Below are 18445 nucleotides of genomic sequence, written 5' to 3' on the forward strand. Positions count from 1 at the left end.
TTTTCAGAAATACAAATGCCCCGACAAGTCGGGGCATTTGTATTTAACCGGGGCAGATTGCGTTTTCACACAGTCTGCGATTGAGCGGCATTTTTTTGTCTGCAATAAACCGGGGTACCCGAGAGCCCTGTGGGAGCGAGCCTGCTCGCGAAGGCTTTCTGGCAGTAACCATGTCATTGCCTGCACCACCGCTTTCGCGAGCAGGCTCGCTCCCACTATGAAAACGGGGCTTTGATGTCGCTAAAGGCTTACTCGCCGATGGCAGCCTTGTAGGCGCCGGCATCCAGCAGCTTGTCCAGTTCGGCCTTGTCGCTTGGCTTGAGCTTGAAGATCCACGCGCCGTACGGATCGGAGTTCAACAGCTCCGGCGAGCCGCCCAGCTCTTCGTTGATCGCGATGACTTCACCGCTGACCGGGGCATAGATGTCGGACGCGGCTTTCACCGACTCGACCACGCCGGATTGGTCGCCGGCAGCAAACACCTTGCCCACTTCGGTCAGTTCGACGAACACCACATCGCCCAGCGCTTCTTGCGCGTGATCGCTGATGCCCACGGTGACGGTGCCGTCGGCTTCCAGGCGTGCCCATTCATGACTTTCGGCGAAACGCAGTTCGGCAGGGATATCGCTCATCTTTGGTGTCCTCAGCAATCAGGTCAGCGGTCAGGCCCGCCGGGAAAGGTTAGATCAAGGTTTTGCCATGGCGTACGAAGGTCGGTTTGACCACTCGCACCGGGTACCACTTGCCACGAATTTCCACTTCGGCGCGGTCGGCAGTTGCCATCGGAACACGCGCCAGGGCAATCGATTTGCTTAGCGTAGGAGAGAAACTACCACTGGTGATCTCCCCTTCGCCAACATCAGCGATGCGAACAACTTGATGAGCGCGCAAAACGCCGCGTTCTTCCAGCACCAGACCGACCAGTTTGTGCGCCACGCCAGCGGCTTTTTCCGCCTCCAGGGCGGCGCGGCCAATGAACTGGCGCGAGGCCGGTTCCCAGGCGATGCTCCAGGCCATGTTCGAGGCCAGTGGCGAAACGTCCTGATGAATGTCCTGACCGTAGAGGTTCATTCCGGCTTCAACCCGCAGGGTGTCGCGGGCACCGAGGCCGATCGGGGAAATACCGGCACCGACCAGATCGTTGAAGAAGCCCGGCGCCTGGTCCGCCGGCAGCGCGATTTCCAGGCCGTCCTCACCGGTGTAACCGGTGCGGGCGATAAACCAGTCACCGTCGGTGTGGCCTTCAAAAGGTTTGAGTTGCTGGATCAGCGCGGCACGCGACTGGCTCACCAGTTCGGCGATCTTGTGCCGGGCTTGCGGGCCCTGAATGGCGAGCATGGCCAGTTCGGTGCGCTCATGCAGTTGCACGTCGTACTCGCCGAGCTGCGCGTTCATCCACGCCAGATCCTGATCGCGGGTCGAGGCGTTGAACACCAGCCGGTACGCCTCATCGAGACGGTAGACGATCATGTCGTCGACGATGCCGCCGCGCTCGTTGAGCATGGTGCTGTACAACGCTCGGCCGGGGCTGTGCAGGCGCTCGACATCATTGGCCAGCAAATGCTGGAGCCAGGCCTTGGCCTGGTGGCCGCAAACATCGATCACAGTCATGTGGGATACATCGAACACCCCGCAATCACGGCGCACCTCGTGGTGTTCCTCGACCTGCGAGCCGTAATGCAGTGGCATGTCCCAACCGCCAAAATCGACCATCTTCGCGCCAAGCGCGAGGTGCAGGTCATACAGAGGCGTACGCTGTCCCATGGGTTTCTCCTTCCGGGCGTGGCGAAGGTGCGGACTGCCGCTGCACGGGCGAAAGCCTTGAATTACAGGCTTTGAGCCGATCCCAGCGAACAGGTCCGTCAGACGAACCGCACCGAATGCCGCGCATTGTAGCCGCATGATTCAGGACTGACGACTAAGTGTTTCGGTGCGCCGAGCGGCGGATCAAACCGATGACCGGCAACAGGCCGACCAGAACCAGGGTCAGCGCTGGCAGCGACGCCCGGGCCCACTCCCCTTCACTGGTCATTTCAAAGATGCGCACGGCCAGTGTGTCCCAGCCAAACGGGCGCATCAGCAGGGTCGCTGGCATTTCCTTGAGCACATCGACAAACACCAGCAATGCAGCGCTCAGCGTGCCGGGCAGCAACAACGGCAGATACACTTTGAAAAACAGTCGCGGCCCACTGACACCCAGACTGCGTGCCGCTTCGGGCAAAGACGGCCGTATACGTGCCAGACTGCTTTCCAGCGGCCCGTACGCCACGGCAACGAAACGCACCAGATAGGCCATCAACAACGCCGCCAGACTGCCGAGCAGCAACGGTTTGCCCGCGCCGCCCAGCCAGGCGGAAAGCGGAATCACCAGCTCGCGGTCCAGATAACTGAACGCCAGCATGATCGACACCGCCAGCACCGAACCCGGCAAGGCGTAGCCAAGGTTGGCCAGGCCGACCCCGGAGTCGATCGCGCGGGTCGGTGCCAGTCGCCGCGCAAACGCCAGCAGCAACGCCACGCTGACAGTGATCAACGCGGCCATCGCGCCCAGGTACAGGGTGTGCAGGATCAGTCCGGCATAGCGCTCGTCGAGATCGAAACGCCCGCGCTGCCAGAACCAGACGATCAGTTGCAGCACCGGGATGACGAAGGCACAGGCGAACACCAGACCGCACCAGCTCGTGGCCGCCAATGCCTTGAACCCGCGCAAGTGATACAGCGCCTTGACCCGGGGCCGCTCGTTACTCGCCCGGTTCGCCCCACGCGCCCGGCGTTCGCCGTACAGCACCAGCATCACCACCAACAGCAACAGACTGGCCAGTTGCGCGGCGCTGGGCAGGCTGAAGAAGCCGTACCAGGTTTTGTAGATCGCAGTGGTGAAAGTGTCGAAGTTGAATACCGACACCGCACCGAAATCGGCGAGGGTCTCCATCAGCGCCAGCGCCACACCGGCGCCAATCGCCGGGCGCGCCATCGGCAACGCCACGCGCCAGAACGCCTGCCAGGGCGATTGCCCAAGCACCCGCGCCGCTTCCATCAGGCCTTTGCCCTGGGCGAGGAATGCGGTGCGTGCCAGCAGGTAAACATAGGGATAAAAGACCAGCACCAGCACAACAATCACCCCGCCGGTCGAGCGTACCCGTGGCAGGCGCAGGCCCGCGCCGAACCCTTCGCGCAGCAGGGTCTGCACGGGGCCGGCGAAATCGAGCAGGCCGACAAAGACGAACGCCAATACATAAGCCGGAATGGCGAAAGGCAGCATCAGCGCCCAGTCGAGCCAGCGCCGTCCGGGGAATTCGCAGAGGCTGGTGAGCCAGGCAAGGCTGACCCCGAGCAGGGTCACACCGACACCGACACCGAGGATCAGCGTCAGGGTATTGCCGAGCAGGCGCGGCATCTGGGTTTGCCACAGGTGCGACCAGATCTGCTGATCGATGGTCTGCCACGACAGCAGCAGGACACTCAGGGGCAACAGCACCAGCGCGGCGATGGCGAAGACGATGGGGTACCAGCGGCGTTGGGCGGGGTGGGCCAAAGAAACGATCTCGTTCAAATGATTGTGCCCACGCTCTGCGTGGGCACACATCCTGTGACGCTCTGCGTCACGCTTTCAGCGGCACGACGCAGAGCGTCGATGGATGCATTTCCACGCAGAGCGTGGGAACGATCAGTGTCGCGTGGCGCAGTATAAACGCCGGGTCAGTTCCAGCCCGCCCGATCCATCATCCGGATCGCTTCAGCCTGACGTTTGCCCGCCACTTCCACCGGCAAGGTATCAGCGATGAACTTGCCCCACGCCGCCACTTCTTCGGAAGGTGCCACCGCCGGGTTGGCCGGGAATTCCTGGTTTACGTCTGCGAAGATTTTCTGCGCCTCAGGTGTGGTCATCCACTCGACCAGCGCCTTGGCCGCTTCCGGGTGCGGCGCATGCCTGGTCAGGCCGATGCCCGACAGGTTGACGTGCACGCCGCGATCCGCCTGGTTCGGCCAGAACAGTTTCACCGGCAGGTCCGGCTTCTGCTTGTGCAAGCGACCGTAGTAGTAGGTGTTGACGATACCGACATCACACTGCCCGGCGTTGATCGCCTCAAGCACCGCGACGTCGTCGGAGAACACGTCGGTGGACAGGTTATTGACCCAGCCCTTGAGAATCTTCTCGGTCTTCTCGGCGCCATGCACTTCGATCATGGTCGCGGTCAGCGACTGGTTGTAGACCTTCTTCGCGGTGCGCAGGCACAAACGACCTTCCCAGTTCTTGTCAGCCAGCGCTTCGTAAGTGGTCAGCTCGCCCGGCTTCACCCGTTGGGTCGAATAGGCGATGGTCCGCGCGCGCAGGCTCAGACCGGTCCAGGCGTGGCTGGAGGCGCGATATTGCAACGGGATATTGGCGTCGATGGTTTTCGAGGTGAACGGCTGCAGAATGCCCATTTGCTCGGCCTGCCAGAGGTTGCCGGCATCGACGGTGAGCAGCAGGTCGGCGGTAGCGTTCACGCCTTCGGCCTTGATGCGCTGCATCAGCGGCGCTTCCTTGTCGGTGATGAACTTGATTTTCACCCCGGTCTTGGCGGTGTAGGCGTCGAAGACCGGTTTGATCAGTTCGTCGATACGCGAGGAATAAACCACCACCTCGTCGGCGGCCTGGGCCGTGGTGCTGCCGATCAGGGTCAAGGCCAGTGCAGTCAGAAGACGCTTGGGTGCCAACATGGGAGTGGTCTCTCGGTCGGGAATTGTGAGGCAAATGATAAGGACTCACATTTACCACCACAATCGAACACTTGCTGAAGGCGTTACCAGATGTTGCACAGGCTGAAATGTGCTGTGACTGGACTGGCGCCATCGCGAGCAGGCTCACTCCTACAGGGGAACGCATTCCAATTGTAGGAGTGAGCCTGCTCGCGATGAGGCCATCAAACTCAGTGCATATCTTAGGGCTTGGCGAGGGCCGGAAGATCACCGGTCAAACCGAGGGCTTCACGCACAAACAAAGCCTTCGCCTCGGGCATTTGATCTACCAGTTTCAGCCCGGTATTGCGCAACCAGCGCAGCGGCAGCGGATCGGCCTGGAACAATCGCTCGAAGCCCTCCATCGCCGCCATCAGCGCCAGATTGTGCGGCATGCGCCGGCGCTCGTAGCGACTCAGCACTTTCACGTCCGCCAGACGTTCGCCGCGCTCGTGCGCTTGCAGCACAACCTCCGCCAGCACCGCCGCATCGAGGAAACCCAAGTTCACACCCTGTCCCGCCAACGGGTGGATGGTGTGCGCCGCGTCACCTATTAGCGCCAGGCCTTCAGCCACGTAGCGCTTGGCGTGGCGCTGACGCAGCGGCACGCACACGCGTGGATCGGCACTGACGACTTCACCGAGGCGCCCTTCAAAAGCACGCTCCAGCTCGGCACAGAACGAAGCGCCGTCCAGCGCCATCAAGCGTTCGGCCTCGCTCGGCGTGGTCGACCAGACAATCGAGCACCAATCCTGCTGCCCGTCACGCTCAAGCGGCAGAAACGCCAACGGTCCGTGGTCGGTGAAACGCTGCCACGCGGTTTTGCGGTGCGGCTGGCGGCTGCGCACGCTGGTGACGATGGCGTGATGCAGGTAATCCCATTCGCGAGTGGCGACGCCAGTCAGGCGGCGCACCGCCGAGTTCGCGCCATCCGCGGCAATCACCAGCGGCGCGCGCAACTGGCGGCCATCGGCCAGTGTCAGCAACCAGTCATCGCCGGAGCGGCGCATCTGTTCCAGGCGGGCGTTGGCCAGCATGCCCAGATCGCAGTCGTGCAGACGGTCGAGCAAGGCGTCCTGCACCACGCGGTTTTCGACGATGTGACCAAGCACATCGGCATGCACGCTGCTGGCCGAGAAATGTATCTGCCCGGTGCCGCTGCCATCCCAGACGTGCATGTCGGTGTAGGGACTGCTGCGGCGCCCGGCGATGCCGTCCCACACGCCGAGGCGTTGCAGAATCCGCTGGCTGGCCGCCGACAAGGCACTGACGCGCGGCTCGAAAGGTGCGGCCGCGTCGAAGGGCTTGACGCTCAGCGGGCTGCCGTCGAGCAGCAGCACTTCCAGCCCGCTGTTCTGTAGCGCCAGCGCCAGGGCGCTGCCGACCATTCCGGCTCCGACAATCAGCAGATCTGCGCGCATTTCCATGCTTTATGCCTGTCTCGCTTGCGGCTTGCGCCGCACGTAAAGGGTTTTACCGAGCGCGCCAGTTGACGGCGCGATCCTGAAAATGAAAATGCCGGCCAGCCACTCAAGCATCCGGACGCGTTCCCAACCCCATGGCCTGCCGGGCAAACCAGCGCTTGGCCGGAGGCAGCAGGTCGAGGCCGAGCAGGCCGATATTACGGCCCAGCGAGACCAGTGGCTGCGTGCTGCCGAACAGGCGCGTGACCTGATCGGAGAAACCGACGGTGAGGTCCTGATCCAGACGCTGCCGCTCGCGATACGCCTGCAACGTGGCAAAATCGCCCAGCCCTTTGTCGCTGCTCAGCAACGCGGTTGCCAAGGCATCGGCATCGCGCAGCGACAGGTTGAAGCCCTGCCCGGCGATCGGGTGCAGGCTGTGCGCGGCGTTGCCGAGCACGGCCAGGTGCGAACGCACTTGCTCTTCGGCCTCGATCAGCGACAGCGGATACAGATGCCGCGCGCCGACCTGTTTCAACGTGCCGAGGCGATAGCCGAACACGCCCTGCAATTCGCTGAGAAAGTCGCGTTCGCTCAACGCCGTCAGACGCTGCGCGTCCATTCCCAGCCGCGTCCAGACCAGCGCACAGCGGTTGTCCGGCAGCGGCAGCAGTGCCATTGGCCCTTCGTCGGTAAAGCGCTCGAACGCCATGCCGTTGTGCGCTTCGCTCGGGGTGATGTTGGCGATCAGCGCGCTCTGGTTGTACGGCCGCTGGCGCACGTTGATCCCCAACTGCTCGCGCAGTCCCGAACGACCGCCATCGGCGAGTACCGCAAGGTCGCATTCCAGCGTGGTTTCATCGTTGAGGGTCAGGCGATAGCCATCGGGCAACGGCTCCATCCGCATGACCTCGGCCGGGCAGCGCCAACTGATCACGTCTTTGTCGAGGTTTTGCCACAGGCATTGGCCGAGCCAGGCGTTTTCCACCACGTAACCCAGCGCAGGCACGCCCTCTTCCATCGCCGACAGCCGGGCGGTAGAGAAACGGCCACGGTCAGACACATGAATCTGTTTGATCGGTTCGGCGCGGCGGGAGATTTCCTGCCAAACGCCCAGGCGCTGGTAAATCTGCCGCGAGCCGAACGACAGCGCTGAGGAACGCGCATCGTAGCTCGGCTGCCAACTGTCGCCGGGGGCGAACGGTTCGATCAGCACGATTTTCCAGCCACAGGCCTTGGCTCCGGCCTGCAAGGCCAACGCCAGACTGGCGCCGACCAGGCCGCCACCGATGATTGCCAGATTGACTCGACTCATGCCGCGTGTGTCCTTGCTTGTGCCATCAACGCTTCGATCTCGGCGACGGTTTTTGGCACGCCGCGGGTTAGAATTTCACACCCGGTTTTGGTCACCACCACGTCGTCCTCGATGCGCACGCCAATGCCACGCCATTTTTTCGCTACGTTCTGGTTGTCCGGGGCGATGTAGATGCCCGGCTCGACGGTCAGCGCCATGCCGACTTCGAGTACTCGCCATTCGCCGCCGACCTTGTATTCGCCGACGTCGTGCACGTCCATGCCCAGCCAGTGACCGGCACGGTGCATATAAAACGCTTTGTAGGCTTCGCTGGCGATCAATTCATCAACCCCGCCTTGCAACAAGCCCAGTTTCACCAAACCCGAGGTAATCACTCGAACCGTGGCTTCGTGCGCCTGGTTCCAGTGCTTGTTCGGGGCGATTTCGGCGAACGCCGCTTCTTGCGAAGCCAACACCACTTCGTAGATCGCTTTCTGTTCCGGCGAAAACTTGCCGTTGACCGGCCAGGTGCGGGTGATGTCGCTGGCGTAGCAGTCGATTTCGCAACCGGCGTCGATCAGCACCAGATCGCCGTCCTTGAGCAACGCGTCATTCTGCTGGTAATGCAGGATGCAGCTGTTGCGACCGGCCGCAACGATCGAGCCGTAGGCCGGCATCTTCGCCCCGCCCTTGCGGAACTCGTAATCCAGTTCGGCTTCGAGGCTGTACTCATACAGCCCGGGACGGCTGGCCTGCATCGCGCGGATATGCGCCTGGGCCGAGATTCGTGCCGCTTCGCGCATCACCTTCACTTCTGCCGCCGATTTATACAGGCGCATGTCGTGCAGCAGATGATCCAGGGCAACGAATTCATTCGGCGGCTGCGCGCCAAGATGCGCCTTGGAGCGGATCACGTTGATCCAGTCCATCAGGTGCCGGTCGAATTCCGGGTTGCTGCCCATCGCCGAATACACCCGGTCGCGGCCTTCGATCAGGCCCGGGAGAATGTCGTCAATGTCGGTAATCGGAAACGCATCGTCAGCACCGTAATCGCGGATTGCGCCTTCTTGCCCGGCGCGTAAGCCGTCCCACAATTCGCGTTCGGCGTTGCGTTCACGGCAGAACAGGATGTACTCGCCATGCTCACGGCCGGGCATCAGCACGATGACGGCTTGCGGTTCGGGAAAACCGCTGAGGTACTGGAAGTCGCTGTCCTGGCGGTAGACGTGCTCGACGTCGCGGTTGCGGATAGCCACCGCGGCGGCGGGCAGGATCGCGATGCTGTTGGGTTCCATCTGCGCCATCAGCGCCTTGCGGCGACGGCTGTATTCCGCTTTGGGGATATGGATCATGGGCAGATGGCTTTCCCTGACACGCGATTAATGCAGCGACGGCTTGGCCGCTGGCGGCACGTCGGCTTTCTTGGTTTCCGAGAACAGCAGCAGCGGCGCGACGCGCAGGTATTCCATGACTTCCATGTAGTCGGACTCGCCGTCTTCGGATTCTTCCAGTGCGTCCTGCACCTGAGAAATGGCTGCCAGATCCTGCAGCACTTCCGTGGCTTCAACACTGAGCATGCTGCTGTCGCGGCAGTTCAGGCCGAAGCCGCTGAGGAAGCCCTGACACCATTGGCCCAGTGCGGCGGCGCGGTCGGTCAGTGGCGCGTCGTCGGTCGGCAACAGCAGAACGACGGTAACGTCGTCGCCGGTGAGTTCGCCCTTGACCATCTCTTGCAAGCCGATCAAGGCGTTGCGGACGTTGTCCTGAAGATCGCCTTCGAGCAGTTCGGCGGCGTCGATCAGCCAGCCTTCGTGATCGAAGTCGGCGCCGGCGCAACTGCGTCCGAGCAGCAGGCCATGCAGTTCGGCAGGCGAGACGTTGTGGCCGCTGGCAGTCAGCAGGGTGGCAAAGGCTTGGTACGGGGAATTTGCAATGGTCATGGGCAGCTAGGCGCCAGACGGCGCTATGTCTAGAATGAAGGCCTTGTATCCTACATCGACAGCCCCGCCAAGACCATTAAAGGCTGTCCGCCAGTTCCCACCCATCAGACGAACACGTGGACCCAATGGAAGACACCGACCTGCAAGCGCTGATGGCCAGACTCGAACTGCTGATTGGCCGAGTCGAGCAACTAAAGAGTCAAAACGCACTCTTACTAGCTCAGGAAAAAACCTGGCGCGAGGAACGCGCTCACCTCATTGAAAAAAACGAAATCGCCCGGCGTAAGGTCGAATCGATGATTTCGCGCCTCAAGGCCCTGGAGCAAGACTCATGAGTTCAAGCAATAGCGTCACCGTGCAGATCCTCGACAAAGAGTATTCGATCATCTGCCCGCCGGAAGAACGCAGCAATCTGGTCAGCGCCGCGCGCTATCTCGATGGCAAGATGCGCGAGATCCGCAGCAGCGGCAAAGTCATCGGCGCCGACCGCATCGCCGTAATGGCCGCGTTGAACATCACCCATGACCTGTTGCACAAAGAAGAGCGTCCGGATATCCAGGCCAGCGGTTCGACCCGTGAGCAAGTGCGCGACTTGCTCGATCGTGTCGATCTGGTGCTCGCCGACGAGCAGAGCACCGGCAAGGGCTGATTCGACTGGCGGCTTGAGGTATACTCGCGGCACTCCCTGGGGTGCTTGCCAGTTGACGATGTCCCGGAGCCGATTCGCACTACCCTGGAAGTTGCACGTTGGGCTGGTGTGCATGTCCGCTAGACGGAAAGCCTTAAAGTCTACTGCTTCTTCCACCTTGAACTTTCGGGTTCAAGGGCTGAGTTGACAGCGGTACATCCGGGGAGCCTGATTCGAATCCGATGTCGGTGTGTGCCGACATCGGATTTTTTATGCGTACGTTTTTGCATCCACCTGCCGAAGCCGAACCATGACCGAACCCGCGCTGCTGCCCCGCCCGCAACTCCGCCGCCTGCTGCGCAAGGCGCGCCGCGCCCTGACGCCGAGCGAGCAACGCCAGGCCGCCCAAGGCCTGTTCCGGCAACTGGCGCAAGACCCGCACTTTCGCCGGGCGAAACACATTTCCCTGTACCTGCCCACCGACGGTGAAATCGATCCGCGTCTACTGCTGCGCGAAGCGCAACGCCGGGGCAAGGCGACCTATCTGCCGGTGCTCAGCGCCTGGCCGCGGACCAAGATGGTCTTCCAGCGCATCCGCCCCGGCGAAAAGCTCATCCCCAATCGCTTCCGCATCCTTGAGCCACGGGCCAATCTGGCTCGGCAACGCAAGGTCTGGGCGCTGGATCTGGTGCTGCTACCCTTGGTGGGCTTTGACGATGTCGGCGGACGACTGGGGATGGGCGGCGGCTTTTATGATCGCAGCCTGGCGTACCTGGCGCGGCGCAAAAAGTGGCGCAAGCCGACGCTGCTGGGCCTGGCCCATGAATGTCAGAAGGTCGAGCGGTTGGCGCAGGCAAGCTGGGATGTACCGTTACAAGGCACGGTCACCGACAAGGCGTGGTATTTCGCGGGATAGGACGCCGCGCAGAACAGCGGCGTCGAGCAAGTCGTTTCAGCGTTTGAACGCGGTCGACTGTTGAACCTGTTGCGCCACTTCAATCGGCGCATCGGTCTTGGCGGTCCACAGGCTTTGCGCATAACCGGTGGTTACAACGCCCAGGCCGAACAAAATTACCAAAGTCCATAGCAAATCCGGTTTGCGTTTCATCGATTGCCCCCCTCAAGGCACATCATCACGATGACAGCAGCGGTTTCCATTCGTAGGCCGTGCAGCAGCGTCAAGCTTTAAAGGCCGGCATTTTGCGACAACGTGAACCCGCGCGCAAATGCTGACGTCAACCGACTGTCGGTTTGTCATAAAATTGCCCGACAACCTGCCCAATGACCGCTTCAGGAGCACACCACATGGCCTACTGGCTGATGAAATCAGAGCCCGACGAACTCTCGATCAAGGCTTTGGAGAAGCTCGGCAAAGCGCGCTGGGACGGGGTTCGCAACTATCAGGCACGCAACTTCCTGCGGGCGATGGCGGTGGGCGATGAGTTCTTTTTCTATCATTCCAGTTGCCCGGAGCCGGGGATTGCCGGGATTGGCAAAATAATCGAAGCGGCCTATCCGGATCCGACGGCGCTTGAACCCGAGAGTCATTACTTCGATCCCAAGGCGACGCCGGAGAAAAATGCCTGGAGCGCGATCGATGTGGCGCACGTCGAGACGTTTGCGCGAGTGTTGAAGCTCGATTATCTGAAGCAGCAAACGGCGCTGGCCGAGCTGCCGCTGGTGCAGAAGGGATCGCGATTGTCGGTGATGCCGGTGACGGCGGAGCAGTGGGCGGCGGTGACTGCGCTCAAGCCGTAAGAAATTGCGCGGCTGAAATACAGCTATCGCGAGCAGGCTCACTCCTACAGGGGAACGCATTCCAATTGTAGGAGTGAGCCTGCTCGCGATGGCGCCAGCCCGGACAACACAAGATTTACTGAATGATCAGGTTGTTGAACAACAGATCCTCAACCACCGGTTTGCCGGTCTCGTCATTCATCACTTGCTGGGTCTGCTTCAGCGCTTCCTGACGCAGTTTTTCCTTGCCTTCGATGCTGCCCATCGCCTCGGTGCTCTGCTGGGTAAACAGCGCCACCAGTTGGTTGCGGATCAGCGGCTCGTTGGCCTTGACCAGTTTGGTCGCTTCATCGCCGGTCACGCGCAAGGCCACATCGGCCTTGTAGACCTTGAGCTTCGTCGTGCCGTCCAGCCCATAGTTGCCGACGAACGGCGGGCTCAGGGTGATGTAGTTGACCTTCGGCGCCGCGCCTTCTTTGGCTTCTTCGGCCGAGGCTGCCAGAGGCAGAGACAGGGCCAGCAACAACATGATCCACGCTTTCACAATTCGCTCCTTATCCGGTTTGCGGCCTAGCATAACGACCCGCCGCGCAAGCACAAGCTTATGGCTGACTATCAGGGCCGGGCATGCTCGTTGACCCGTTGATTCACACACCTACACTTATCGGCCATCACTCCCAAAGGAATAGCCCTGATGAAAGCCGTGCTGTGCAAAGCCTTCGGCCCTGCCGAATCGCTGGTGCTGGAAGACGTCGCCAGTCCTGTCGCCAAGAAGAACGAAATCCTGCTGGACGTGCACGCCGCCGGGGTGAACTTCCCGGACACGCTGATCATTGAGGGCAAGTACCAGTTCAAGCCGCCCTTCCCGTTCTCGCCGGGCGGTGAGGCGGCAGGTGTGGTTCGCGAAGTCGGGGAAAAGGTCAGCCATTTGAAGGTCGGCGACCGGGTCATGGCCCTGACCGGCTGGGGCAGTTTCGCCGAGCAGGTCGCCGTTCCCGGCTACAACGTGCTGCCGATTCCTGAGTCGATGGATTTCAACGTCGCTGCCGCCTTCAGCATGACCTACGGCACCTCGATGCATGCGCTCAAGCAGCGCGCCAACCTGCAAGCGGGCGAAACCCTGCTGGTGCTCGGTGCTTCCGGCGGCGTCGGCCTCGCCGCTGTGGAAATCGGCAAAGCCATGGGTGCCCGGGTCATCGCCGCTGCCAGCAGCGCCGAGAAACTCGCGGTGGCTAAAGCGGCTGGTGCCGATGAGCTGATCAACTACAGCGAAAGCAATCTCAAGGACGAAATCAAACGCCTCACCGACGGCCAGGGTGCTGACGTGATTTACGACCCGGTCGGCGGCGACCTGTTCGACCAGGCCATTCGTGCCATCGCCTGGAACGGTCGCTTGCTGGTGGTCGGTTTCGCCAGCGGACGCATCCCGGAACTGCCGGTCAACCTCGCCCTGCTCAAAGGGGCGGCAGTACTTGGGGTGTTCTGGGGCTCTTTCGCCCAGCGCCAGCCGCAGGACAACGCGGCGAATTTCCAGCAACTGTTCGGCTGGTTTGCCGAGGGCAAGCTCAAGCCGCTGGTGTCGCAAGTCTATCCGCTGAGCAATGCGGCGCAGGCGATTGATGATTTGGGCCAGCGTAGAGCCGTAGGCAAGGTGGTGGTCCAGGTGCGCTGATTCCGTAGAGCGATCCGGATCAGGACCCGGATCGCTTTGGTCTTTGAGCTTCACTGCCTTCATGCCTTCCTTTTAGCACGCAGGACTTTTCCCCAAGAGTTGCCTTACTTCGACCCGCCAAACCGCAGAATCCCGCCCAGATGATTATTCCCACAACGTCCTGCGCTTATACCTGAGCGACATGTTCATAAAGGAACGCTCGACAGCTCAAATTTCCGCTGTTTTGCCGACGTGAAGCGGTGCTATTTTCGGTAACGAAACTGTAACATTCGCATCCGCAGTCAAAACAAGAAAACTGGAGCTCTTGAATGTTTGCTTTCTTTCGTCCTGCCGCACATCAGGCTCCATTGCCTGAAGAAAAAATAGACAGCACCTACCGACGCCTGCGCTGGCAGATCTTCGCCGGTATCTTTATCGGCTACGCCGGTTATTACCTGCTGCGCAAAAACTTCTCGCTGGCCATGCCCTACCTGATCGATGAAGGCTACAGCCGGGGCGATCTGGGCCTGGCGATGTCGGCAATCGCCATCGCCTACGGCTTGTCGAAGTTCCTCATGGGCCTGGTGTCCGACCGTTCCAACCCGCGCTTCTTCCTGCCGTTCGGCCTGCTGGTGTCGGCGGGGGTGATGTTCGTTTTCGGTTTCGCGCCTTGGGCAACGTCCAGCGTGACCATGATGTTCATCCTGCTGTTCATCAATGGCTGGGCCCAGGGCATGGGCTGGCCGCCAAGCGGACGGACGATGGTGCACTGGTGGTCGCAGAAGGAACGCGGCGGTGTGGTCTCGGTGTGGAACGTGGCGCATAACGTCGGCGGCGGCCTGATCGGCCCGCTGTTCCTGATCGGCATGGGCCTGTTCAACGATTGGCACGCGGCGTTCTATGTGCCGGCTGCCGTGGCGCTGGGCGTGGCGGTATTCGCCTTCATCACCATGCGCGACACCCCGCAATCGGTGGGCCTGCCGCCAATCGAGCAATACAAGAACGATTACCCGGAAGGCTACGATGCCAGCCACGAAGACGAATTCAGCGCCAAGGAAATCTTCGTCAAATACGTGCTGCGCAACAAAATGCTCTGGTACATCGCGCTGGCCAACGTCTTCGTCTATCTGCTGCGCTACGGCGTACTGGACTGGGCGCCGACCTATCTGAAGGAAGCCAAGGGTTTCACCGTGGATAAAACCTCGTGGGCCTATTTCTTCTATGAGTGGGCGGGTATCCCGGGCACGCTGCTGTGCGGCTGGATGTCGGACAAGATCTTCCGTGGCAACCGTGGCCTGACCGGCATGGTGTTCATGGCACTGGTGACAGTTGCCACACTGGTTTACTGGCTCAATCCGGCCGGCAACCCGATGGTCGACATGATCGCGCTGCTGTCGATCGGCTTCCTGATCTACGGCCCGGTGATGCTGATCGGTTTGCAGGCGCTGGAACTGGCACCGAAGAAGGCCGCAGGCACCGCAGCGGGCTTCACCGGTCTGTTCGGTTATCTGGGTGGTTCGGTCGCGGCCAGTGCGGCTATGGGCTACACCGTTGACCATTTCGGCTGGGATGGCGGCTTTGTGTTGCTGGTGAGCGCTTGCCTGCTGGCGATGGCCTTCCTTGCGCCAACACTATGGCACAAGCAAGTCGCCAGTCAGAGCCGCGAAGCGGTCGCCTGATCACTGTGTGACTTACAGCGCTTGAGCCGCGCCTCCAGATTGCGGTCTGGCATGGCGTGGCTGCGCAGGGCGTGGGCGGTCTGCTCGACATAATCGCGAGTGGTGCCGTAACGCCCGCAAGCGCTTGCGAACACCTGGCTCAGCACATGATCCGGCAAGTTGCCGGCATAGCTGGGCAGGTGTCGCTCCAGAACGAATCCCAAGGCCTGTACCCGAGTGCCATCTTCGAGCCGGCAATTGAGCCAGTGCGGGCGATAGGAAGGGAACGGCATTTCACGTTTCCACAGGGCATACAGCGCGGTATCGAGATTGTCTTCCGGCAAACGGTAGGCAAAACCGCTGCAGGAACCGCCGCGATCCAGACCAAATACCAGACCGGGCATTTCCGGCGTACCACGGTGCTCATGGGACCAGAGGTACAAGCCGCGATGATAGCCATGCACACGACCGCGCATGCGCTCGACCGCTGTGCATTCCGGTCGCCAGATCAGCGAGCCATACGCGAACAGCCACACCGGCCCGCCCTTGTGGCGCGCCATGGTCGATTGCATGGAAGCGAGAAGTTGTTCGTGCGTCAGCTGCGGCCCAAGATCGAGTCGCGGAGGGTAAGCCAGGTTCAGAATTGCGTTTTCAATGGCGCTCATGGCGAATAGCGTTCAGCTCCCCGCGGGTGAAGAATTACTTAATAGAACGCACCGCTGTAACAGTAAGGCACATATGTTTAAGGCAAATTAAGTGCCACTGATTAATTGCCTGATTGATATATAACCTAGCGGTATTTATGCAATTACTTAAATACCGATCGGCTATATGCAGAGTTATAACGCATTACCAGCGCTACGCATAAAACCAAGGTGGGAGCGAGCTTGCTCGCGAAAGCGATCTGTCAGTCGACATCAATGGTGACTGCCAAACCGCATTCGCGAGCAAGCTCGCTCCCACATTTTCAAGAGCGCGGGGCGTATGCGAACACGTCGGCGCGCATCTGGTGCGCATCCATTCCCGCGTCGACCAGCGCGTCCAGCGTGCCGTAGACCATGGCGGGCGAACCGCTGGCATAGACGTGCAACGGTTTCAGATCAGGGAAGTCCTCGCAAACCGCTTCATGCAGCATGCCGCAGCGCCCTTCCCAGCCGCACTGATCGCTGACCACCTTGTGCAGAAACAGGTTGGGCAGTTTCAGCCATTCGTCCCAATGTTCGATCTGGTAGAAATCCTCCGGGCGGCGCACCCCCCAGTACAGATGCACCGGATGCTTGAAGCCTTCAGCGCGGCAATGTTCGATCAGGCTGTGAATCTGGCCCATGCCGGTACCGGCGGCGACCAGCACCAGCGGGCCGTCGGGCAATTCGGCAAGATGGGTGTCGCCGAACGGCAGTTCGACGCGCACCAGCGTGTTGCGTTGCAGTTGCTCGATCAGGCTCAGTGCACTGGCTTCGCGCGCCAGCACGTGAATTTCCAGATCGCGCCCGCCATGGGGCGCCGAAGCCATGGAAAATGCTGATTTCTCGCCGCTCTCGCGCTCGATCATCAGGTACTGGCCGGCGTGATAGCGCGGCGGTTTGCCCGCCGGCGCACGCAGACGCACCCGCCAGGTATCGCCACCGACCTCACGGCATTCAATGACCTGACAGGACAGGCTGCGCACCGGCAACTCGCCCAGCGCCAGCACGCCATCCCAGAGCAGCACGCAGTCTTCCAGCGGCTCGGCGATACAGGTGTAGAACTCGCCATGATCGTGCACGTTGCCCGCCTGTTCGACGCGGCCTTCCACCAGCAGCGCCGCACACACGTGACAATTACCGTTGCGGCAGCTTTGCGGGCAGTCGTAGCCCAGGCGCCGCGCGCCGTCGAGAATCCGCTCACCGGGCCGTATCTCAAGCACTGCTCCGGAGGGCTGCAAGGTTACACGCATCAATCTATTCCTAATTGATTCCATATGGCATCGATCCGCTGGGTAACGGCGTCGTCCTTGACAATCACACGGCCCCACTCGCGAGTGGTCTCGCCCGGCCACTTGTGGGTGGCGTCCAGGCCCATCTTCGAACCCAGGCCGGAAATCGGCGAGGCGAAGTCGAGATAGTCGATGGGCGTGTTATCGATCATCACCGTATCGCGCTTGGGGTCCATGCGTGTGGTGATGGCCCAGATCACATCATTCCAGTCACGGGCGTTGATATCGTCGTCGGTGACGATAACGAACTTGGTGTACATGAACTGTCGCAAAAACGACCAGACACCGAGCATCACGCGCTTGGCATGCCCCGGATATGACTTCTTCATGGTCACGATGGCCATGCGGTACGAGCAGCCTTCCGGCGGCAGGTAAAAGTCGGTGATCTCCGGGAACTGCTTTTGCAGGATCGGCACGAACACTTCGTTGAGTGCCACGCCGAGAATCGCCGGCTCATCCGGCGGACGACCGGTGTAGGTGCTGTGGTAGATCGGCTTGATCCGGTGAGTGATGCGCTCGACGGTGAACACCGGGAAGCTGTCGACTTCGTTGTAGTAACCGGTGTGGTCGCCGTAGGGGCCTTCATCGGCCATCTCGCCCGGATGAATCACGCCTTCAAGGATGATCTCGGCGGTGGCCGGCACCTGCAGATCGTTGCCACGGCACTTGACCAGTTCGGTGCGGTTGCCACGCAGCAGACCGGCGAAGGCGTATTCGGAGAGGCTGTCCGGGACGGGCGTCACCGCACCGAGAATGGTCGCCGGGTCGGCGCCAAGCGCCACGGACACCGGGAACGGCTGGCCCGGGTGCTTCTCGCACCACTCGCGAAAATCAAGGGCACCGCCACGGTGGCTGAGCCAGCGCATGATCACCTTGTTGCGGCCGATCACCTGCTGGCGGTAGATGCCGAGGTTCTGGCGCTCCTTGTTCGGACCTTTGGTGACGGTGAGACCCCAAGTGATCAGCGGGCCGACGTCGCCGGGCCAGCAGGTCTGCACTGGCAGCATCGCCAGATCGACGTCGTCGCCTTCGATGACGACTTCCTGGCACACCGCATCTTTGACGACTTTCGGCGCCATCGAGATGATCTTGCGGAAAATCGGCAGCTTCGACCACGCGTCCTTCAAGCCCTTCGGCGGCTCCGGCTCCTTGAGGAAGGCCAGCAGCTTGCCGATTTCGCGCAGTTCGCTGACCGACTCGGCGCCCATGCCCATGGCCACGCGCTCGGGGGTGCCGAACAGGTTGCCGAGCACCGGAATGTCGTAGCCCGTGGGCTTTTCGAACAACAGCGCCGGCCCCTTGGCCCGCAGCGTGCGGTCGCACACCTCGGTCATCTCCAGCACCGGCGAGACGGGAATCTGGATGCGTTTCAACTCTCCGCGCTGCTCAAGCTGCTGCACGAAATCCCGAAGATCCTTGAATTTCATTGACGATGGC

General features: G+C 61.3%; 19 protein-coding genes and 1 other RNA gene. 7 read left to right on the forward strand and 13 right to left on the reverse strand.

The genetic code is table 11. The features are described from left to right. Positions 1–248: 248 nt before the first annotated feature. From gcvH to HU755_RS03530, 8 genes are all read right to left on the reverse strand, one after another. A complete protein-coding gene (gene gcvH / locus HU755_RS03495) occupies positions 249–632 on the reverse strand; it encodes a glycine cleavage system protein GcvH (protein WP_186630647.1) in 384 nt (127 codons plus the stop codon). Positions 633–681: 49 nt separating this feature from the next. Further along, positions 682–1764: a glycine cleavage system aminomethyltransferase GcvT gene (gene gcvT, locus HU755_RS03500; RefSeq protein ID WP_186630648.1), complete on the reverse strand. Its 1083-nt coding sequence runs from the start codon at positions 1762–1764 to the stop codon at positions 682–684. A gap of 154 nt (positions 1765–1918) precedes the next feature. Further along, positions 1919–3535 (reverse strand): iron ABC transporter permease, encoded by a 1617-nt coding sequence (locus HU755_RS03505; protein ID WP_186630649.1) that lies wholly within the window; start codon positions 3533–3535, stop codon positions 1919–1921. 164 nt (positions 3536–3699) lie between these two features. After that, positions 3700–4704 (reverse strand): extracellular solute-binding protein, encoded by a 1005-nt coding sequence (locus tag HU755_RS03510; RefSeq protein ID WP_186630650.1) that lies wholly within the window; start codon positions 4702–4704, stop codon positions 3700–3702. A gap of 221 nt (positions 4705–4925) precedes the next feature. Then, entirely contained in the window at positions 4926–6143 is a 1218-nt protein-coding gene (locus HU755_RS03515) for a 2-octaprenyl-3-methyl-6-methoxy-1,4-benzoquinol hydroxylase (protein ID WP_186630859.1), read from the reverse strand. Between the two features lie 109 nt (positions 6144–6252). After that, positions 6253–7440 (reverse strand): 2-octaprenyl-6-methoxyphenyl hydroxylase, encoded by a 1188-nt coding sequence (gene ubiH / locus HU755_RS03520; RefSeq protein WP_186630651.1) that lies wholly within the window; start codon positions 7438–7440, stop codon positions 6253–6255. Next, positions 7437–8771, reverse strand: coding sequence for a Xaa-Pro aminopeptidase (gene pepP, locus HU755_RS03525; RefSeq protein WP_186549586.1), 1335 nt, complete (start codon positions 8769–8771; stop codon positions 7437–7439). The genes ubiH and pepP overlap by 4 nt, the downstream gene beginning before the upstream one ends. A 27-nt stretch (positions 8772–8798) precedes the next feature. Next, positions 8799–9359, reverse strand: coding sequence for a YecA family protein (locus HU755_RS03530; RefSeq protein ID WP_186630652.1), 561 nt, complete (start codon positions 9357–9359; stop codon positions 8799–8801). 125 nt (positions 9360–9484) lie between these two features. Between HU755_RS03530 and HU755_RS03535 the strand changes: the two genes are divergently transcribed. The 4 genes from HU755_RS03535 to HU755_RS03550 all read left to right on the forward strand — a co-directional run bounded on the left by HU755_RS03535 (position 9485) and on the right by HU755_RS03550 (position 10903). Then, positions 9485–9694, forward strand: coding sequence for a TIGR02449 family protein (locus HU755_RS03535; protein ID WP_007911197.1), 210 nt, complete (start codon positions 9485–9487; stop codon positions 9692–9694). Further along, positions 9691–10008, forward strand: coding sequence for a cell division protein ZapA (locus HU755_RS03540; RefSeq protein WP_186549590.1), 318 nt, complete (start codon positions 9691–9693; stop codon positions 10006–10008). Before HU755_RS03535 ends, HU755_RS03540 begins: the two co-directional genes overlap by 4 nt. Positions 10009–10038: 30 nt before the next feature. Beyond that, positions 10039–10217: non-coding RNA, 6S RNA (ssrS, locus tag HU755_RS03545), on the forward strand. Positions 10218–10297: 80 nt separating this feature from the next. After that, complete coding sequence (locus tag HU755_RS03550) at positions 10298–10903, forward strand: 5-formyltetrahydrofolate cyclo-ligase (RefSeq protein ID WP_186549592.1); 606 nt, start codon at positions 10298–10300, stop codon at positions 10901–10903. A gap of 36 nt (positions 10904–10939) precedes the next feature. Here HU755_RS03550 and HU755_RS03555 read toward each other — a convergent pair whose 3' ends face one another. Next, positions 10940–11095 carry a hypothetical protein gene (locus HU755_RS03555; protein WP_186549594.1) on the reverse strand — a complete coding sequence of 52 codons (156 nt, stop codon included), beginning with the start codon at positions 11093–11095 and terminating at the stop codon, positions 10940–10942. A gap of 197 nt (positions 11096–11292) precedes the next feature. On the opposite strand from HU755_RS03555, the gene HU755_RS03560 reads away from it, so the two are divergent. After that, positions 11293–11745, forward strand: a complete 453-nt coding sequence (locus tag HU755_RS03560; RefSeq protein WP_186630653.1) for an EVE domain-containing protein — start codon at positions 11293–11295, stop codon at positions 11743–11745. A gap of 115 nt (positions 11746–11860) precedes the next feature. Here HU755_RS03560 and HU755_RS03565 read toward each other — a convergent pair whose 3' ends face one another. After that, complete coding sequence (locus HU755_RS03565) at positions 11861–12268, reverse strand: flagellar basal body-associated FliL family protein (RefSeq protein ID WP_186623299.1); 408 nt, start codon at positions 12266–12268, stop codon at positions 11861–11863. A gap of 150 nt (positions 12269–12418) precedes the next feature. On the opposite strand from HU755_RS03565, the gene HU755_RS03570 reads away from it, so the two are divergent. Together HU755_RS03570 and glpT are read left to right on the forward strand one after the other, a co-directional pair. Continuing rightward, positions 12419–13396: an NADPH:quinone oxidoreductase family protein gene (locus HU755_RS03570; protein ID WP_186630654.1), complete on the forward strand. Its 978-nt coding sequence runs from the start codon at positions 12419–12421 to the stop codon at positions 13394–13396. Between the two features lie 308 nt (positions 13397–13704). Next, positions 13705–15054: a glycerol-3-phosphate transporter gene (gene glpT, locus HU755_RS03575; RefSeq protein WP_186549602.1), complete on the forward strand. Its 1350-nt coding sequence runs from the start codon at positions 13705–13707 to the stop codon at positions 15052–15054. Here glpT and HU755_RS03580 read toward each other — a convergent pair. The 3 genes from HU755_RS03580 to ubiD all read right to left on the reverse strand — a co-directional run bounded on the left by HU755_RS03580 (position 15030) and on the right by ubiD (position 18435). Next, entirely contained in the window at positions 15030–15698 is a 669-nt protein-coding gene (locus tag HU755_RS03580) for a gamma-glutamylcyclotransferase (RefSeq protein ID WP_186549604.1), read from the reverse strand. The two genes, glpT and HU755_RS03580, sit on opposite strands and share 25 nt — an antisense overlap. Positions 15699–16000: 302 nt before the next feature. After that, on the reverse strand, positions 16001–16969 hold the full coding sequence (locus tag HU755_RS03585) for a CDP-6-deoxy-delta-3,4-glucoseen reductase (RefSeq protein WP_186630655.1): 969 nt from the start codon (positions 16967–16969) through the stop codon (positions 16001–16003). Then, the gene (ubiD, locus tag HU755_RS03590; RefSeq protein ID WP_008081413.1) at positions 16969–18435 is read right to left on the reverse strand and encodes a 4-hydroxy-3-polyprenylbenzoate decarboxylase; all 1467 of its coding nucleotides are present in this window, start codon (positions 18433–18435) and stop codon (positions 16969–16971) included. Before ubiD ends, HU755_RS03585 begins: the two co-directional genes overlap by 1 nt. Positions 18436–18445 lie beyond the last annotated feature (10 nt).

This window comes from Pseudomonas sp. SWRI111 (assembly GCF_014268555.1).
Lineage (GTDB): Bacteria > Pseudomonadota > Gammaproteobacteria > Pseudomonadales > Pseudomonadaceae > Aquipseudomonas > Aquipseudomonas hamedanensis.

Excerpts from the sequence above, each read along its gene's own strand:
- gcvH (WP_186630647.1), bottom strand. The coding sequence starts at position 632 with ATGAGCGATATCCCTGCCGAACTGCGTTTCGCCGAAAGTCATGAATGG.
- gcvT (WP_186630648.1), bottom strand. The coding sequence starts at position 1,764 with ATGGGACAGCGTACGCCTCTGTATGACCTGCACCTCGCGCTTGGCGCG.
- HU755_RS03510 (WP_186630650.1), bottom strand. The coding sequence starts at position 4,704 with ATGTTGGCACCCAAGCGTCTTCTGACTGCACTGGCCTTGACCCTGATC.
- HU755_RS03515 (WP_186630859.1), bottom strand. The coding sequence starts at position 6,143 with ATGCGCGCAGATCTGCTGATTGTCGGAGCCGGAATGGTCGGCAGCGCC.
- ubiH (WP_186630651.1), bottom strand. The coding sequence starts at position 7,440 with ATGAGTCGAGTCAATCTGGCAATCATCGGTGGCGGCCTGGTCGGCGCC.
- pepP (WP_186549586.1), bottom strand. The coding sequence starts at position 8,771 with ATGATCCATATCCCCAAAGCGGAATACAGCCGTCGCCGCAAGGCGCTG.
- HU755_RS03530 (WP_186630652.1), bottom strand. The coding sequence starts at position 9,359 with ATGACCATTGCAAATTCCCCGTACCAAGCCTTTGCCACCCTGCTGACT.
- HU755_RS03535 (WP_007911197.1), top strand. The coding sequence starts at position 9,485 with ATGGAAGACACCGACCTGCAAGCGCTGATGGCCAGACTCGAACTGCTG.
- HU755_RS03540 (WP_186549590.1), top strand. The coding sequence starts at position 9,691 with ATGAGTTCAAGCAATAGCGTCACCGTGCAGATCCTCGACAAAGAGTAT.
- HU755_RS03550 (WP_186549592.1), top strand. The coding sequence starts at position 10,298 with ATGACCGAACCCGCGCTGCTGCCCCGCCCGCAACTCCGCCGCCTGCTG.
- HU755_RS03555 (WP_186549594.1), bottom strand. The coding sequence starts at position 11,095 with ATGAAACGCAAACCGGATTTGCTATGGACTTTGGTAATTTTGTTCGGC.
- HU755_RS03560 (WP_186630653.1), top strand. The coding sequence starts at position 11,293 with ATGGCCTACTGGCTGATGAAATCAGAGCCCGACGAACTCTCGATCAAG.
- HU755_RS03570 (WP_186630654.1), top strand. The coding sequence starts at position 12,419 with ATGAAAGCCGTGCTGTGCAAAGCCTTCGGCCCTGCCGAATCGCTGGTG.
- glpT (WP_186549602.1), top strand. The coding sequence starts at position 13,705 with ATGTTTGCTTTCTTTCGTCCTGCCGCACATCAGGCTCCATTGCCTGAA.
- HU755_RS03580 (WP_186549604.1), bottom strand. The coding sequence starts at position 15,698 with ATGAGCGCCATTGAAAACGCAATTCTGAACCTGGCTTACCCTCCGCGA.
- HU755_RS03585 (WP_186630655.1), bottom strand. The coding sequence starts at position 16,969 with ATGCGTGTAACCTTGCAGCCCTCCGGAGCAGTGCTTGAGATACGGCCC.
- ubiD (WP_008081413.1), bottom strand. The coding sequence starts at position 18,435 with ATGAAATTCAAGGATCTTCGGGATTTCGTGCAGCAGCTTGAGCAGCGC.